Raw genomic sequence first — 16570 nt, forward strand, 5'->3', positions numbered from 1 at the left:
AGCTGCAGGAACGTCTTGCCAAGCTCGCCGGCGGTGTTGCCGTCATCCGCGTCGGCGGCTCGACGGAAGTCGAGGTGAAGGAGAAGAAGGATCGCGTCGACGACGCGCTGCATGCAACACGCGCGGCGGTCGAGGAAGGCATCCTGCCCGGTGGCGGTGTGGCGCTGCTGCGCGCTGTCAAGGCACTCGACAATTTGAAGACTGCCAATGACGATCAGCGGGTCGGCGTCGAAATCGTGCGCCGTGCGCTCGAGGCCCCGGCTCGCCAGATCGCCGAAAACGCCGGCGCCGAAGGTTCGGTAGTTGTCGGCAAGCTGCGCGAGAAGAGCGAATTTTCCTATGGCTGGAACGCTCAGACCGGCGAATTCGGCGATCTCTACGCGCAGGGCGTCATCGATCCGGCCAAGGTCGTCCGCACCGCGCTACAGGACGCATCTTCCATCGCCGGCCTGCTGGTGACGACGGAAGCGATGATCGCCGAGAAGCCGAAGAAGGATGCTCCTCCGGCGATGCCCCCCGGCGCCGGTATGGACTTTTAAGACAAGGCCGCAGGCTCGCCTGGACACGCCTGGCGGGCCTTTTCCGAGGGAATGAAGATGGTTCAAACGATCCTAAACCGATCGCAGGTGCCGCTGGACTCCCGCGATCTCGAAACCTGCCAGCGCGTCTTCGACAAGCTCAGCGCCGATTACGCAGTGGCAAGAGACAGCGACGAAGCCGAACGAATGGCGAGCATCATCATCGAGCTCTACCGACAGGGCGTGCGCGATCCCAATCATCTGCAGGCGATGGTCGAGGCGGCTCGCGGTCTCTTCGAGACAAACGGACGCCCACCGGCTGCTCACTGACTGCACGGAACCGTCACGGCGAAGGCTGATATAATGCAGCCTCCGCCGCGCACACGGACAGGGACTGGGACTGGGACTGGGACTGGGACTGGGACTGGGACTGGGACTGGGACTGGCGTTGCGCGTTTTATCAGCCGCTGCAAGGAGCCGTGGCACTTGATCCTCACATCGCCCTCGGAAATCGATTCCGATTCTGGGGCTGATGCGCTAGTGACAGAGTTCGAGTGCATTCTGAAGGTTCGCAATGATTCCACGCCTCCAGCCGAAGGTTACCCTCGCCCTCCCCGCCATAGGGTTTTTCCAGCGGCTCGTCGAAGCGGGATTCGAGGGCGACATCGAGACCGGCCCGGCCAGCCGAACCGTATTTTCGACCGACAATTCCATTTACCAGCTTGAGCCGACGGGCATCCTTTTTCCGCGAGGCGTAGAAGACCTGCAGCACCTAGCGTCCGTGCTGGCAGAACCCACGTTCCGCGGAATAAGTATTGCACCGCGCGGCGGCGGCACCGGCACGAACGGGCAATCCCTGACATCTGGCGTGGTGGTGGATTGTTCGCGGCACATGAGGTCCATTCTCGAAATCGATCCCGTCCGCAGGGTCGCGCGCGTGCAGGCGGGCGTCGTCAAGGATCAGTTGAACCAGGCGCTGAAACCTTACGGTCTCTTTTTCGCGCCCGAACTCTCCACCTCCAACCGCGCCACGATCGGCGGCATGATCTCCACCGACGCCTGTGGCCAGGGTTCCTGCCTCTACGGCAAGACCAGCAACCATATTCTCGGATTGCGCATCGTGCTGGTGGACGGCTCCGATTTTTGGTCGCGCCCGCTCGATGCGGAAGCGCTCGATGAGATCGTCGCAGGTAAGGACCGCGTCGGCGAGATCCACAGAACGGTGGAGCGGATCACACGCGAAAAGCGGGACCGGATCACTGAGGTTTTCCCGAAACTCAATCGCTACATGACCGGCTACGACCTCGCCCATGTCAGGCGCGACGACGGATGCTTCGACCTCAACGCCGTTCTCTGCGGATCGGAGGGAACGCTGGCTTTGATCGCCGAAGCCGAACTCAACCTTCTGCCGATCCCCGCTCATGCGGCGCTGATCAATATCCGCTATGGCGATTTCAATACCGCCCTGGAAGACGCCCGCGATCTCGCGGCGCTGAAGGTCGCCTCGGTGGAGACCATCGATGAGAAAGTACTTGGTCTTGCGAGACGCGACATCGTCTGGACCGGCATCGCCCGCTTTTTTCCGGATGAACCGGACGCGGTGACCGATGGCATCAATATCGTCGAAGTCCTCGCCGACGACGAGGAGGAGCTCGAACGCAAGCTCTCGGAAGTGACCGCAGCTCTCGACGCCGGCATAAGCACCCGCCATGCCGGTTACACGATTGCCCGAGGCCATGCTGAGGTCGAGGCGATCTGGTCGATGCGCAAGCGCGCCGTTGGCCTGCTCGGAAATGTGGAGGGGCCGGTCAGGCCTGTCGCCTTCGTCGAGGATACGGCCGTGCCGCCGGAAAATCTGGCGGCCTATATTCGCGAATTCCGCGCGCTTCTCGATGGCGCTGGCCTTTCCTACGGCATGTTCGGCCATGTCGATGCCGGCGTGCTGCACGTGCGGCCAGCCCTTGACCTCACCCGCGACGCTCATGTCCGGCTGGTTCGGGAGATCAGCGACGCCGCGGTGACGCTCACCCGCAAATATGGCGGCGTGCTCTGGGGAGAGCACGGCAAAGGGGTGCGTTCGGAATATGTGCCTGAATTCTTCGGCGATCTTTATCCCTGCCTGCAGGAAATCAAGCGGGCTTTCGATCCGGATAACCGGCTCAATCCGGGCAAGATTGCCACGCCTTCGTCAGAGGCGCTGACAAAGATCGACGATGTCCCGCTGCGGGGAGATACCGACCGTATCATCGGCAACCAGATCCGCTCCGCCTTCGACAATGCCGCCTATTGCAACGGCAATGGCGCCTGTTTCGATTTCGACGAAACGAGCCCGATGTGCCCCTCCTACAAGGCGACGCGCGACCGGCGCTTTTCGCCCAAGGGCCGTGCCGCGCTGATGCGGGAATGGTTGAGGCTGCTTGCCGAAAATGGCATCGATCCCCGCGATGAGGCAACGCGCCTGCGGCGAAGCGCTCCGCTCGCGAGCCTCGCGCGACGCGCCTTCAACTCGCTGAGCCCGGCAAATCGGGACGATTTTTCCCATGAGGTGCGCGCGGCGATGGAGACCTGTCTCGCCTGCAAGGCCTGCGCCGGGCAATGCCCGGTGAAGGTCAGCGTGCCGGCCTTCCGCTCGAAATTCCTGGAACTCTACTACGGACGTTATCTCCGTCCGCTGAAGGACCCGCTGGTCGCGGCGATCGAGACGACCCTGCCGCTCGTCCAGCGCATCCGCCCCGCCTACAACATGGTCGTCGGCACGCGGGTCGGCAGAAGGTTGATGCGTGTGGTGGGGCTGACCTCGCTGCCGCGTCTGCCGCAAATCTCACTGGCAAAGGAAGCCGCCCGCCTCGGCGTGCCGCTTGCGACCGCTCAGACGATCGAAGCGCTGTCGCCGGGTGAAAGGCAGCGGAGCGTGGTCTTCGTCGCCGACAGCTTTACCGCCTATTTCGATCCTGACGTTGCACTCGCCGCAATCGTTCTCGCCAGGAAATCAGGCTTCTCACCCCTTCTCGCGGCCTCCCATATCAATGGCAAAGCCCTGCATGTGCATGGCTATCTCGGACGCTTCGCCGATGCAGCCCAACGGACAGCAGGCTATCTTCAGCAGCTCGATGATGCCGGAATGACGCTTGTCGGCCTCGATCCGTCGATGACGCTCGCCTTCCGCAGCGAGTATAGAGGAATGCTGAAGGCGGCAGTCCTTCTTCCCCAAGAATGGCTCGCCGCCAATCTCGACCGGCTCGCCGCTTCCCCTTCGGTCGTCAAGGGCAACAGCTTCCGCTTGATGCCTCATTGCACCGAACGCACCAATGCGCCGGCCTCCGTCGCACAATGGCAAAAGATCTTCGAAAGCCTTGGCATTGACCTTCAGGTTGCGCAAACCGGCTGTTGCGGCATGGCCGGCACCTTCGGGCACGAGGCCCGCAACCGCCCGATCTCCGAACGCCTCTACGCGATGAGCTGGAAACCGGAAGTCGAGACGGCCGGCGATACCGATATCCTTATGGCGACAGGATATTCCTGCCGGTCGCAGGTGGAGGAAATTGACGCGAAGCGCATTCCACATCCGTTTCAGGTCATCGCCGGGATCATTTCGGAAACGTCCGAAGTCCCGCAGTTGTAGACGGCAACTTCGCGGAAATGACGACGCAGCATGCAGCCTGTGACAGCGAGATCTCCGGCGGCAATCCGAGCCGCTCGACAAGCTCACGCCACGGCCGCGATCGTGTCGCCGTCATTCGGCAGCAGCCGCGCCACGGCGCTCAAAAGGTCGGTCTGCGATATCAGGCCGAGGATCCGGTGGTCGTCGTCGACAATGATGACGGCATGGGTGCGCCCGTCCGTCAGAACCGGCAGGAGCGACAGAGCCGCATCTGAAGCTCTCGCCGTCGCCGGTTTGGAGATCGCATGGGCAATCGTATCGCCGTCCGCAAACAATTCACGCAAGCCGACAGTGCCGATCAGACGGCCTTCCGGATCCTTCACCGGCAAGGTACGGATATTATGCTTCAAAAGAAGATGCCGCGCGGCGTCCGGCCCAGACGCCTCACCGATGGCGATCACGTCACGCGACATGATATCGGCGCAGCTGATCTTGTCGTTTGATCGGATGGCTGCCTGCAGCTCGACCTGCTGCAGCAGTCGCCCGAGGTCGGCCCGGTCGATATCGAAGGTTTCGTCGAGCGCTTCAAGGGCGGCGTCGACATCCTCCTCGCGAAAGCCCACCCGCACGGCAGATGGCGGATCGATCGTCTGGTGGGTGTTTTCCGCCGGCTTAGGAACGACGTGCGGATAGTTCCGCCTGGAAAGCTTGTGGAACAGCAGCCCGAGCCCGACGAGTATGCAGGAGTTCAAAGCGACCGGCACGAAGGGAAAGACGAATCCCCAGCCGGCAACGACGGGGCCGCCGAGCACGGCGGTCAGTGCCGCAGCCCCTCCCGGCGGATGCAGGCATCGCGTGAACGACATCGCCCCGATGGCCAGCGAAACGCCGACGCCCGTCGCAATGATCGGATCACGAATGAAATACGCGGCAATGATGCCCATCGTGGCGGAAATCGTATTGCCGCCGATGATCGACCAAGGCTGCGCCAACGGGCTTGCCGGCACGGCGAAAAGCAGCACCGCCGACGCCCCCGTCGGTGCGACGATCAGCGGAAGATGCGGCCCCTGACCGAACAGATAACCGCTGATGACGCCGGTGAGACCGATGCCCAGCAAGGCGCCGAAACAGGCAATTAATCGTTCTCTTAGCGTTGCGCCGGCCAGAATGGGCGAAAACAAGCGAAAGCGGCGAAAACGGCTCGGCCCCACCTTCGGTGAAACGGGTAACTGCATGCGAAGACCAATGATGAATGAGGATTATCTGGAGGGCGAAGGAAGAGACCCAGGCGCTAGTTCGTTGCCAGCCTGACATCTCTGCCTTTGGTTGCACCAAGCACCTCATGGAAGGCGCTGAAGGCACTAGGGCAATGATCCTTGCGGTAGACCAGCAGGGTCTCGACCGGCCCGAGCTGATGGGTCTGAACGGCGGTCGGCCAGTGCATGAGATCGAGAACGGACCTTGGCATCACACCCGCCGTATTCCCGGTCGCAACGCTCGCCAGGATCGCATGATAGGAACCGTGCTGGCTCGTCGGCAGGTCGCTCGATTTGCGCGCCCAGTCTTCGGCAATCCGGCGATAGGTGCAGCCGGGTTCCAAAGCCGCGAGCGACCCGATACGCAGGTCGGCCGCGGATTTGATGGCGGGATGCCCGGACGGCAGCACGATCAACAGATCTTCGACGAAGACCGTCTCCATCTCCAGCGCCTTGAGTTCGGCATCGAACTCCAAATCCTCCTCCCGCATCGCCTTCGGTGGCCGGGCAATCAGCGCGCAATCCAGCACATCGGCCAGAACATCGCGGGCGAGATCGCGAGACGCGCCCATCGTCAGATGCAGCGACACGTCGGGCCACATCTGGTTGAATTGCGTCAACGCCGCCGGCAGCCTGCTTGCCGCCGTACTTTCCATCGTGCCGACCCGCAATGTTCCCGATGGAGCAAGAGGCCGCACGGCTTGACGCGCTTCAAGCGCCAGCGCCATCAGCCGGTTGGCATAGGCGAGAAAGGTTTCGCCCTCCCGTGTCAGCGTCATCTTCTTGCCGTCACGGCTGAACAGGCATGCACCAAGGTCCTCCTCCAGTTGCTGGATGCGCGTCGTCACATTCGACGGCACCCGCCCGACCGCCTTGGCGGCCTTGGTAACGCTGCGATCGCTGGCAACGGCGAGGAATATCTCGATTGACGACAGGTCCAATGAAAAATCTCTTTTCCGGAATTAAAGCGAGTCATTGTTCTCTATATAAAAATCATCACCCGAGCTCAAGCGGGTTTAGGCCCAGGCGAAACAACGGAATCGGGGCAGCGCGTGAAGGCTCCCGGCTCGACCTTCTCATTAAAAATGTCCGCGCCATCCGCAGGCCAGACAGCCAAGTGATTGCCGAAAAAAAGATCGAGACGCCGCCGAAATAGCCACGCCAATCGCTGCATCGGCTCGGCTACCGGGCGTTTTACGGCTGGCATGGAGATTGCATCTCAATGCTGATCTGTAGAACGACCGGCGCCGACCATATGCTGCACCTAGTCCTGACCTGCCTTCTTCTGAGCGTCGCTTCAGGCCTCAGCATGCGGCGTTTTCTTCTGCCGTATTTTTCCGGCGGCGATCTCGCTGAGAAATCCGCTCCCGTGACGGTCGTCGCAAGCGCGGTCTTTCTGGCGGCAGTCGCCTTCACCGTCTCCGACCAAAATCTCTGGGCAAAATCTGTCGTGCTGATGCTCTGCCTTATGCTGGCGGCAATGTTCGACGACGCCCGCCCCAGGCTGACCATCGCCCTTGCTGCCGTTAGCCTGGCCGCCTATCTCGGGCTACGCTCGATTGGCTGAGGCCGTCATGCGCGCCAGCCGCAGTGAGACGATGGCTGAGCAGCTTCGCGCGGCGCCAACAACGATCTTCGTGACAGAATAGTTTCGCAATATAATTCTCTCCTTCTGAATATTTTTCGAAGCGGATCGCTTCAAGAATGGGAGAGGGCGATGAATATCGAGCAGCGAGAGAGGATCTGGTCGGAGTGGTATGCCTGGCATCCTGTCCCGCCAATCGATGACACGGTGTTCTGGCTCGAGACCGTATACCGGCGGGAAACGGCGGAAGGACTGTGGCAATATCGTTCCTTCCGACCCGAAGTCGAACGTATCAAGGCTGCGGACGCCACGCCCATTTATCCCGGCGCTTAATTCCCCGTCAGCCGAGCGCCTGGCTGACCAGCGCATAGGTTTTCGGCCGATGCCCGACATGACCGCCCGGAATTGGAAGCCAAGGGGCGCCCAGCGACATGGTTGTCACGAAGTCAAAGACAGCAAGGCCGCAGCGGGAGAGAAAATCGGCAAATATCCCGACTTTCTCGCGCGTATCGAGGCGCAGGAATAACCCCGCATGCTCGAGCGCATGCGGATGGACGACAGCAATCGCGTCTGCGTCACTGGCGGCCACCACCGGGCCGACGACATGGCCGCGCCCGAACCTTCGGCAGAGCGAGAAGGCCTCGATCCGGCCGGCGCGAACCAACACGATGCCCTTGGAATGTCCCATGAGCCGAGCCAGAAGCGGCGTGCGGTCCGTGCCGAAGGCCACGCGATCCAGTTCTGCGATCGCCTCCAGATCTTCAGCTTCCACAGGCCGTATCGCGGCACCGGGCGGCAACTCCACATCCGGTGGCGCTATCGCTTCACCCTGGCATTGAAAGACGGGCGCTTCACGGACAAAATCCAACGACAAATAAAGGCGTCGCGCCGCCCGCGTCGCGTTCAGCCCAAGATTACGCCCGGCAACCTGGTCGAGCGCGTGGCGCATCAGCCATTGCCCGGCGCCATTGGCCTGCAGGCGCGGCGAAGTGATGACCATACCGATCGTGGCGAACCGTTCATCATAGGGAAACCACATCGCAGAGCCGAGGATGCGGCCGATTTCATCTATGGCCGCGATGCCCTGGCCGAATTCCCGCAGGAACTGCCAGTCTTCACGGCGATGCGGCCAGGCGACGGACATCGACAGCGCATGCAGCTTGTCGAGGTCGACACTGTCGATCCCGGCAATGCGCGTCTCGAAACTGTCGACCAATCTGGATTCGGATGTCAGTGCACTCACTCCCGCCCTCCTCGCGCATGTCCGGCCAATCCATAGGGAAAGCGCCCTCCTGAAACTTCGTTATCCAGATTAGGACGGTTCGTGCGATACAATTCACTGGCGAAGCCCGCGCGAACACAACAATCGTCCAAATCCGAGGCACTTTCGGCAAATAAAGCCGGGGCAGGCCTCTACAGTCATTGACCAGATCCCGAGCGCCGACGGCGCCGTGATGGCCAAAGCCCGGCGGCAATTCGATCCATCCGTGCAGTGAGGAGGCTCATGCAGGCAATTGAAATCCTCGAAAGGCTTGTCGGCTTTTCCTCCATCGTCGGCACACCCAACGGCGAAATCGTCACCTGGATCCGGCAGTACCTGCAAAGTCACGGCATTGCCGCCACCGAGCTTCCCGGCCCTGAGGGGGACCGGTCGAACCTCTTCGTGACGATCGGCCCAAGGGAGAGCCCCGGCTACATCCTCTCCGGCCATATGGATGTCGTTCCCGCCGCCGAGGGCGGGTGGAGCAGCGATCCGTTCCGCCTGCGCGCCGAAAAGGACCGCCTTTACGGTCGCGGAACCACCGACATGAAGGGCTTTCTCGCCGTCATGCTTGCCGCCGCCCCCGCGCTCGCGGCGGCAGGGCTCCGCCGGCCCATCCACCTCGCTTTTTCCTACGATGAGGAGGCAGGCTGCCGCGGTGTCCCGCACATGATCGCGCGGCTGCCTAAGCTCTGCGCACGTCCGCTCGGCGCGATCATCGGCGAGCCGAGCGGCATGCGGGCGATCCGGGCCCACAAGGGCAAGGCAGCCGCTCGGCTGACTGTCATGGGCCGCTCCGGCCATTCCTCGCGCCCGGAACAGGGACTGAATGCCATCCACGCCATGGCCGAGGTTTTGGCTTGCGCTAGCGCCGAAGCCGAACGGCTGACGCATGGTCCGTTCGAGCATGTGTTCGAACCGCCCTATTCCTCGCTCCAGGTCGGCACATTGAAGGGCGGCCAGGCGGTCAACATCATTCCCGATAGCTGCGAGGCCGAGTTCGAGGCCAGGGCTATTTCCGGAATCGACCCGGCCACGCTGCTTGCGCCGCTGCGGGCCGTGGCCGAGGCGCTACCGCAACGCGGCTTCCAAGTGGAATGGCGCGAACTCAGCGCCTATCCGGCGCTGTCGCTTGCCGCCGATGCGCCACTTGCGCGCTTGCTTGGCGAACTTACCGGTAGCGAGCCGCTCGCCGCCGTCAGCTACGGCACCGAGGCCGGCCTTTTTCAGCGCGCCGGGATGGATGCGATCATCTGCGGGCCGGGCGATATCGCCCGTGCTCACCGGCCGGACGAATTCATCCTCAAGGGCGAACTCCTGGCCTGCCAGGCGATGATCGAGGCACTCGCCCGACATTGCATCGCCTGACCGTCAGATCAAGGAGCCGATGCAATGACCTTTCTCTTCAATTCCGATGCGAAGCGGGGCGCCGTATTCGCTGAGGCCTTCGCGCGCGACCTTCCCGACATAGACTTCGCCACGGATCCGGCGTCGGTCGAACCGGAGGCGGTGCGCTACCTCATCACCTGGACCGTGCCGGATGATCTCGCGCGCTACCGCAATCTCGAAATCCTGTTTTCGATCGGCGCCGGCATCGATCAGTTCCGCATCGACGCCGTGCCGGCGCAGGTCAAGGTGGTGCGCATGGTCGAGGACGGCATCGTCAGGATGATGCAGGAATATGTGACGCTGGCCGTCCTCGCACTCCATCGCGATCTGCCGGCCTATCTCGACCAGCAGCGGCGCGGGATCTGGCAGCCGATCCCACCCGTTCAGGCCGCGAAACGCCGCGTCGGGGTGCTGGGGCTTGGCATGCTGGGAAGCGCAGTGCTTGAGAGTTTGCGCCCCTTCGGCTTCCCGCTGTCCGGCTGGAGCCGCACCCCGCGCGCGATCGAGGGCGTTCGGTGCCTCAGCGGCGGCAAGTGGCTGGAGACCCTGCTTGCCACCACCGATATTCTGGTCTGCATGCTGCCGCTGACCGAGGAGACGCGCGGCTTCCTGAATGCCGAGCTCTTCGCCAGGCTTCCCGCCGGGGCCGCACTCGTTCATGCCGGCCGCGGCGCCCAGCTCGATCATCAGGCGCTCGTCGGCGCGCTCGACACCGGGCATCTCTCCGGCGCCGTCGTCGACGTTACCGATCCGGAGCCGCTGCCACCGGGCCACGCCTTCTGGAATCATCCGAAAATTCTGCTGACGCCGCATATCGCCAGCGTCACTCAAGCCGAAACCGCGGCGGCCGCCGTGATCGGCAACATCAAACGGCATCAATCCGGCCTCGATCCGATCGGGCTGGTCGATCGCAGCCGCGGCTACTGATCTATCTCGCCACACAAATCTGCACCCCGGAAAGGAAAACAATGTCTTTGCTCAAGACCATCGACGCCAACCCATCCCATCCGCCGCGCGAGTCCGGCCCCCTTCCCGAGCGCCTGATCGCGGGCAATCCCACCTTCAAGACCTGGGCACAGGATGTCGCTCGCGCGGAGACGGTTCATACCGGCATATGGGAGGCGACGCCCGGTGAGACGCGTTCGATCAAGGGCGAGACGTTCGAGTTCTGCCATATTCTGTCCGGTCTGGTCGAACTCACGCCGGAAGGCGGAGAACCGGTGGTCTACAGGGCCGGCGACAGCTTCGTCATGAAGCCGGGCTTTATCGGCGTCTGGAAGACGATCGAGACGGTGCGCAAGATCTACGTGACAGTGACGTGAGCTGGCGGGCGGCTGTCCTCTCTGCGCGGGCAGCGCGGCGCCGGGCGCGGACACCAGCCGTAGATTTGACTGGTGGCGGCGGGGAAAACGCAATTTTTATCCGCCGCAACAATATCGGTCGATGCATGCTGCTCGGTTTCGCAAGCTAGGCTTAAGCAAGCTCATGCCGAGGACACGCAATGACACTCAGCTTCGATCCGAACTCGATCTCACTGCCCGTAGGGCATTTCATCGGCGGCCGGCTGGTTCCGGCCGAAGCCGTCATCGACATGCATCGGCCGTCCGACGGCAGGGCCTATGCCGGCTGTCCGCTTGCCGACGCGGCCCTTGTCGATCAGGCCGTGGAAACGGCAAAGGGTGCATTGAATGAAAGCAATTGGGGCGGTGTGCGCCCGCGCGAGCGCACCAAGGCGCTGCAGCGCTGGGCGGACCTGATCGAAGCCGAGGCAGAGACCCTCGCCAGGCTTGAGGCGCTCTCCTCAACCCGCCCCGTCGGCCAGCTCGTTGCCGGCGACATCGCCGTCACCGCCGAACAGATCCGCTTCTTTGCAGAATTCGCCGACAAGGAAGGCGGCGATCTCGTCCCGACCGACGACGCGAATTTCGGCATGATCATGACGGAACCCTATGGCGTCGTTGGCGCCATCACGCCCTGGAATTTCCCCCTGTCGATGGCCGGGTGGAAGCTCGCTCCGGCGCTGGCCGCGGGCAATGCGGTGGTGTTGAAGCCATCGGAGATGACGCCGTTTTCAACGCTCTACATGGCCGAACTTTCAGTGCGGGCCGGCCTGCCCGCCGGCCTCGTGAATGTCGTGCTCGGCGACGGCCCCACCACCGGAACGGCCGTCACCGGGCATCCGGGGATTTCCAAGGTCAGCTTCACCGGCTCGACTGCGGCCGGTGCGGCGATCATGGCCAATATCGCCCGTACCGGCGTGAAGCCGATGACGCTGGAGCTCGGCGGGAAGAGCCCTCAACTGGTCTTCGCGGATGCCGATCTCGATCTCGCCGCGGGCGCCATCGCCGCCAGCATTTTGTCCAATGCCGGCCAGGCCTGCATATGCGGATCCCGCCTCATCGTCGAGGCGAAGGTGGCGGACGCGCTCGCGGCAGCACTGCTGTCCCGACTGGCGGCAATCCGCCCGGGACCGACCTGGGAGGAAACGACCGACTATTCGCCCGTTATCTCCGAACGCCAGATCGCCCGCATGGATGGCATCATCCGCGCCGCCATCGACGGCGGCGCGGAGTGCCTTACGGGCGGCGGCCGGCTCGACCGTGAGGGCTATTTCTACGCGCCGACGCTGATTTCGGGCGTGACGGCAACATCGCCCGCGGTTCTCGAGGAAATCTTCGGACCGGTCCTGACCATCCAGACCTTCGAGGATGAGGAGGAGGCGCTGAGGCTGGCCGACCACCCATCCTATGGGCTGGCCGCCGGCCTCTTCACCCGCGATCTCGCGCGCGCCATCCGCCTCACCGGCCGCCTGCAGGCCGGCACCGTCTGGGTCAACCGTTACGGCCGCTCGCGCGACCATATCCTGCCGACCGGCGGCTACAAGCAGTCCGGCATCGGCAAGGATCTCGGCCGCGAAGCCTATCATGCCAACCGCAAGAGCAAGAGCGTGCTCATCAGCCTTTAAGGAGCTGCGATGAAGACCTACAGGATTGCCCTTCTGCCAGGAGACGGCATCGGCCGCGACGTGACCGACGCTGCCTGGGCCGTGCTCGAAAAGACCGCCGGATCGGGCGGATTTTCTCTTGAAGCGACCCGCTACCCCTGGTCCTGCGACTATTATCTCGAAAACGGCAGCATGATGCCCGCCGACGGGATCGAGACGCTGAGCTCTTTCGACGCCATCCTGCTCGGCGCCGTCGGATGGCCACGCAAGGTGCCCGATTCCGTGTCGCTGCATGGGCTCCTGCTGCCCATCCGCAAGGCTTTCGTTCAGTATGCCAATATCCGCCCGCACAGGCTGCTGCCGGGCGTGCAGGGGCCGCTGCGGTCCGAGGGCTTCGACATCCTCTGCATCCGCGAAAATACCGAGGGCGAGTATTCCGGCGCCGGCGGCCGCGTCCATCAGGGCACGGACAGCGAAGTAGCTGTGGAAACCTCGATCTTCACCCGCAAGGGGATAGAACGCATCCTGCGTTTCGGCTTCGAGCAGGCACGCGCGCGGCGTGGCAAACTCGCTTCAGTGACCAAGTCCAATGCGCAGAAATATTCGATGGTCTTCTGGGACGAGATCACCCACAGGCTCTCTGCGGGATATCCGGATGTCGAGGTGACCAGCTACCACATCGACGCCATGGCCGCCCGCATGGTCATGGCGCCTGAGAGCCTCGATGTCGTGGTCGCATCCAATCTCTTCGGCGACATTCTGACCGACCTTGGGGCCGCCATCCAGGGCGGGCTCGGCTTTGCGGCATCGGCCAACATCAATCCCGATCGCTCGGCGCCGTCCATGTTCGAACCCGTCCACGGCTCCGCGCCTGACATCGCTCATCTCGGAATTGCCAATCCGATAGCCGCCATCTGGTCGGGCGCAATGATGCTAGAACACCTTGGAGAGGCGGCTGCTGCCGCAAGGATATTAGCCGCGATCGAGGCGACGACGGCGCGCGGCATCGGCGCTGTTCCCGGCAAGGACAAGACGGAGACGATCACGACATCGGTGCTTTCGTCGCTCGACTAGAGCATGTCGCACAGGTTGCGCCGCGGTTTGCGCCCGGAATTGTGGAGAGGACGCTTTGATGAAAGAGGACAAGATGAACGGATTGAGGGATGGCAGCCTGCTGCGCCAGCAGGGGCTCATCGACGGAGAATGGTGCGGGGGCGCGGCGGGGCGCACGATCGAGGTCATCGATCCGGCGACCCAGCATGTGCTGGGCAGCGTGCCCGACATGGACGCAGCTGACACGCGGGCCGCGATCATGGCGGCAGAAAAAGCTTTTGGTCCATGGCGGGCAAAGACCCATGCCGAGCGCGCCGCCCTGCTCGAGGCCTGGCACGATCTGATGCTCGACAATATCGAGGATCTGGCGCTGATCCTGACCAGGGAACAGGGAAAGCCGCTGACGGAGGCGCGAGGCGAAATCCGCTACGGCGCCTCATTCATCAAATGGTTTTCCGAGGAAGCGCGTCGTATCGGCGGAACAACCATCCCCTCGCCCACCGCGGAGCGACGGATCATCGTTCTGAAGGAGCCCGTCGGCGTATCGGCGATCATCACGCCTTGGAATTTTCCCAATGCGATGATCACCCGCAAGGTGGGGCCGGCACTTGCGGCAGGTTGCACGGTGGTCATCAAGCCATCGGACCTGACCCCGTTTTCGGCGCTGGCGCTCGCCGTACTGGCGGAACGCGCCGGCATCCCCAAGGGCGTGATCAACATCGTCACCGGCATGCCGGCCGCGATCGGCGACGAATTGATGACGAACCAGACCGTCCGCAAGATCTCTTTCACCGGCTCGACCCGCGTCGGCTCGCTGCTGATGCGCGGGGCGGCCGACAGCGTCAAGCGGCTCAGCCTCGAACTCGGCGGCAACGCACCCTTCATCGTCTTCGACGATGCCGATCTCGACCTTGCCGTGGAAGGCGCCATCGCGTCGAAATTCCGCAATGGCGGACAGACCTGCGTCTGCGCCAACCGCCTTCTCGTCCAGTCCGGCGTCTATGACGCCTTTGCCGCCAAACTTGGCGCGCGGGTCGCAGCCATGAAGGTCGGGGCAGGCACCGAGGCCGGCACGGATATCGGGCCTATGATCAACAAGGCGGCGATCGAGAAGATCAACCGTCACGTGGAGGATGCCGTAAAAAGGGGAGCCAAGATCCTCGCCACTGTGGATTCCATGCCTGCAGGCGATCAATATGCCGCTCCGATGGTGCTTGGCGGCGCGACCACCGACATGCAGCTCGCCAGCGAAGAGACATTCGGACCGGTTGCACCGCTGTTCCGGTTCGACACCGAGGAGGAGGCGATCCGCATCGCCAATTCCACTCCCTTCGGCCTTGCAGCCTATTTCTACACCGAGAGCCTGAAACGGTCCTGGCGCGTCGGCGAGGCGCTCGAATTCGGCATGATCGGCCTGAACACCGGCGCCATCTCGACCGAGGTCGCTCCGTTCGGCGGCGTCAAGCAATCCGGCCTCGGGCGTGAGGGCGCACGATGCGGCATTGAGGAATATCTTGAAATGAAGAGCTTCCACATCGGCGGGCTCTCCTGACCGTCATAAAAAAGGGCGCCGGAAGCTCCGCCGGCGCCTTCCCATATGGTTTTTCTGACTGTCTTCCAAACGGCGGCAAGTTTACGGGAGATGCCTGAGAAAGGCTGAACCGCTCTCGTCACGCCGCGCTTACATGAAGCGATCGAGTGTCTTGTAATAGAGCCCGACGACCGGCAGAAACCACGGCTTGCCGAAATGGCCGGGGACGGCAGGCCATTCGAGGCCTTTGACCGGATTGCGGTCCGCCTTGCCCATGATGGCATCGGCGATGATGATGCCGAGATGGGTGGAGAGCTGGGCGCCGTGGCCAGAATAGCCCATGGCGTACCAAACGCCGTCGCCATAGCCCGCGCGGGGATAACGGTCTTTCGTCATATCGACGAGCCCGCCCCAGCAGTAGTCGATCTCGATGCCGGCAAGTTGCGGGAAGATTTCAGCCAGACCGGCGCGCAGAATATCACCGCTCCTTGCATCCGACCGCTGGTCCGACGTGGCGGAAAAGCGTGCTCGACCGCCGAAGATCAGCCGCTTGTCCGGCGACAGCCGGAAATAGTTTCCGATATTCAGCGAGGTGACACAGGTCCGGTTTCCCGGCATCGTCGCTGCGATTTCGGCGTCGCTCAGCGGCCGCGTGGCGAGCAGGAAGCTGCCGACGGAAATGATCCGGCGGCGGAAATAGCCGAAGAGCGACGGGGTGTAGGCGCCTGTCGCGACCAGTACGTGGTCGGCGGTGACGGTGCCGCGCCCCGTCTTGAGGCTGTGGCGTCCATTGCCTTGCCGATGGCCGGTCACGGCGGCCTTTTCGAAAATGACGGCGCCGTGGCGGGCGGCCGCGGCGGCGAGCCCGGCGACATAGCGCCCCATATGCATCATCGCGCTCTTCCTCGAGAGCATGGCGCCATGGAAAGGCGAGCCGACCTCACTCTTCAAGTCATCCGCCGAAAGAAGCGCCGTCTCCGGATCGACCTCTCTATGCACAGCCTCGAAATTGCGGGCAATGGCATCGAAATGCTGCGGCTTGGAGGCAAGCTTCAGCTTCCCGGCGCGACGGAAATTGCAGTCGATGCCCTCCTCGCCGACGATCGCCTCGATGGTGTCGATCGACTCGTCGAACGCCCGATAAAGCGCGACGGCACGCTCGGTGCCGAGTGCTGACTTGGCAGACAGGAAGCTATGGGCTAGCCCGTTGTTGAGATGGCCGCCATTGCGTCCCGACGCCCCCCAGCCCACGCGTTCGGCCTCCAGCACGACGACCTTGACGCCGGCTTTCGCAAGCTGGCGCGCGGCCGCAAGCCCGGTAAAACCGGCGCCGATGACGGCCACATCATAATGTCCTTCGACAGGACCGTGAGCCGCATCGGCAAAAGCGCGGGCTGTGTCATGCCAGTAGGATTGAAACTGCATCCGTTTG

At 63.0% G+C, this 16570-nt stretch carries 15 protein-coding genes; 11 read left to right on the top strand and 4 right to left on the bottom strand.

What is annotated here, in order from left to right; all coding sequences use genetic code 11:
* The 3 genes from HJC00_RS28415 to HJC00_RS28425 form a co-directional block, all read left to right on the top strand.
* The coding region (locus HJC00_RS28415) for a TCP-1/cpn60 chaperonin family protein (protein ID WP_311044199.1) at positions 1 to 539 on the top strand (539 nt) is incomplete at its 5' end.
* Positions 540 to 596: 57 nt separating this feature from the next.
* Positions 597 to 848, top strand: a complete 252-nt coding sequence (locus HJC00_RS28420; RefSeq protein ID WP_210631785.1) for a hypothetical protein — start codon at positions 597 to 599, stop codon at positions 846 to 848.
* A gap of 244 nt (positions 849 to 1092) precedes the next feature.
* Entirely contained in the window at positions 1093 to 4140 is a 3048-nt protein-coding gene (locus tag HJC00_RS28425; RefSeq protein ID WP_221164993.1) for an FAD-binding and (Fe-S)-binding domain-containing protein, read from the top strand.
* Between the two features lie 83 nt (positions 4141 to 4223).
* Here the strand turns inward: HJC00_RS28425 and HJC00_RS28430 are convergent, their stop codons facing one another.
* Together HJC00_RS28430 and HJC00_RS28435 are read right to left on the bottom strand one after the other, a co-directional pair.
* Complete coding sequence (locus HJC00_RS28430; RefSeq protein ID WP_221164994.1) at positions 4224 to 5354, bottom strand: HPP family protein; 1131 nt, start codon at positions 5352 to 5354, stop codon at positions 4224 to 4226.
* Between the two features lie 56 nt (positions 5355 to 5410).
* Complete coding sequence (locus HJC00_RS28435) at positions 5411 to 6316, bottom strand: LysR substrate-binding domain-containing protein (protein WP_221164995.1); 906 nt, start codon at positions 6314 to 6316, stop codon at positions 5411 to 5413.
* A gap of 314 nt (positions 6317 to 6630) precedes the next feature.
* Between HJC00_RS28435 and HJC00_RS28440 the strand changes: the two genes are divergently transcribed.
* Entirely contained in the window at positions 6631 to 6942 is a 312-nt protein-coding gene (locus tag HJC00_RS28440) for a hypothetical protein (RefSeq protein ID WP_210632198.1), read from the top strand.
* Positions 6943 to 7092: 150 nt separating this feature from the next.
* Positions 7093 to 7293 (top strand): hypothetical protein, encoded by a 201-nt coding sequence (locus HJC00_RS28445; RefSeq protein WP_221123435.1) that lies wholly within the window; start codon positions 7093 to 7095, stop codon positions 7291 to 7293.
* A gap of 7 nt (positions 7294 to 7300) precedes the next feature.
* Here the strand turns inward: HJC00_RS28445 and HJC00_RS28450 are convergent, their stop codons facing one another.
* On the bottom strand, positions 7301 to 8203 hold the full coding sequence (locus HJC00_RS28450; protein WP_210631780.1) for a GNAT family N-acetyltransferase: 903 nt from the start codon (positions 8201 to 8203) through the stop codon (positions 7301 to 7303).
* Positions 8204 to 8464: 261 nt separating this feature from the next.
* Between HJC00_RS28450 and argE the strand changes: the two genes are divergently transcribed.
* From argE to HJC00_RS28480, 6 genes are all read left to right on the top strand, one after another.
* Positions 8465 to 9589 carry an acetylornithine deacetylase gene (gene argE / locus HJC00_RS28455; protein ID WP_221164996.1) on the top strand — a complete coding sequence of 375 codons (1125 nt, stop codon included), beginning with the start codon at positions 8465 to 8467 and terminating at the stop codon, positions 9587 to 9589.
* 24 nt (positions 9590 to 9613) lie between these two features.
* Positions 9614 to 10537 carry a glyoxylate/hydroxypyruvate reductase A gene (locus HJC00_RS28460; RefSeq protein ID WP_210631778.1) on the top strand — a complete coding sequence of 308 codons (924 nt, stop codon included), beginning with the start codon at positions 9614 to 9616 and terminating at the stop codon, positions 10535 to 10537.
* A gap of 41 nt (positions 10538 to 10578) precedes the next feature.
* Entirely contained in the window at positions 10579 to 10932 is a 354-nt protein-coding gene (locus tag HJC00_RS28465; RefSeq protein WP_210631777.1) for a cupin domain-containing protein, read from the top strand.
* A 179-nt stretch (positions 10933 to 11111) separates the two neighbouring features.
* On the top strand, positions 11112 to 12575 hold the full coding sequence (locus tag HJC00_RS28470) for an aldehyde dehydrogenase (RefSeq protein ID WP_221164997.1): 1464 nt from the start codon (positions 11112 to 11114) through the stop codon (positions 12573 to 12575).
* Between the two features lie 9 nt (positions 12576 to 12584).
* A complete protein-coding gene (locus HJC00_RS28475; RefSeq protein ID WP_221164998.1) occupies positions 12585 to 13628 on the top strand; it encodes a tartrate dehydrogenase in 1044 nt (347 codons plus the stop codon).
* A 73-nt stretch (positions 13629 to 13701) separates the two neighbouring features.
* Complete coding sequence (locus tag HJC00_RS28480; RefSeq protein WP_221165013.1) at positions 13702 to 15159, top strand: NAD-dependent succinate-semialdehyde dehydrogenase; 1458 nt, start codon at positions 13702 to 13704, stop codon at positions 15157 to 15159.
* Positions 15160 to 15288: 129 nt separating this feature from the next.
* Here the strand turns inward: HJC00_RS28480 and HJC00_RS28485 are convergent, their stop codons facing one another.
* Positions 15289 to 16563, bottom strand: a complete 1275-nt coding sequence (locus tag HJC00_RS28485) for an FAD-binding oxidoreductase (protein ID WP_210631774.1) — start codon at positions 16561 to 16563, stop codon at positions 15289 to 15291.
* Between the last annotated feature and the right edge of the window lie 7 nt (positions 16564 to 16570).

The sequence above is a fragment of the Rhizobium sp. NLR22b genome (genome assembly GCF_019685295.1).
Lineage (GTDB): Bacteria > Pseudomonadota > Alphaproteobacteria > Rhizobiales > Rhizobiaceae > Rhizobium.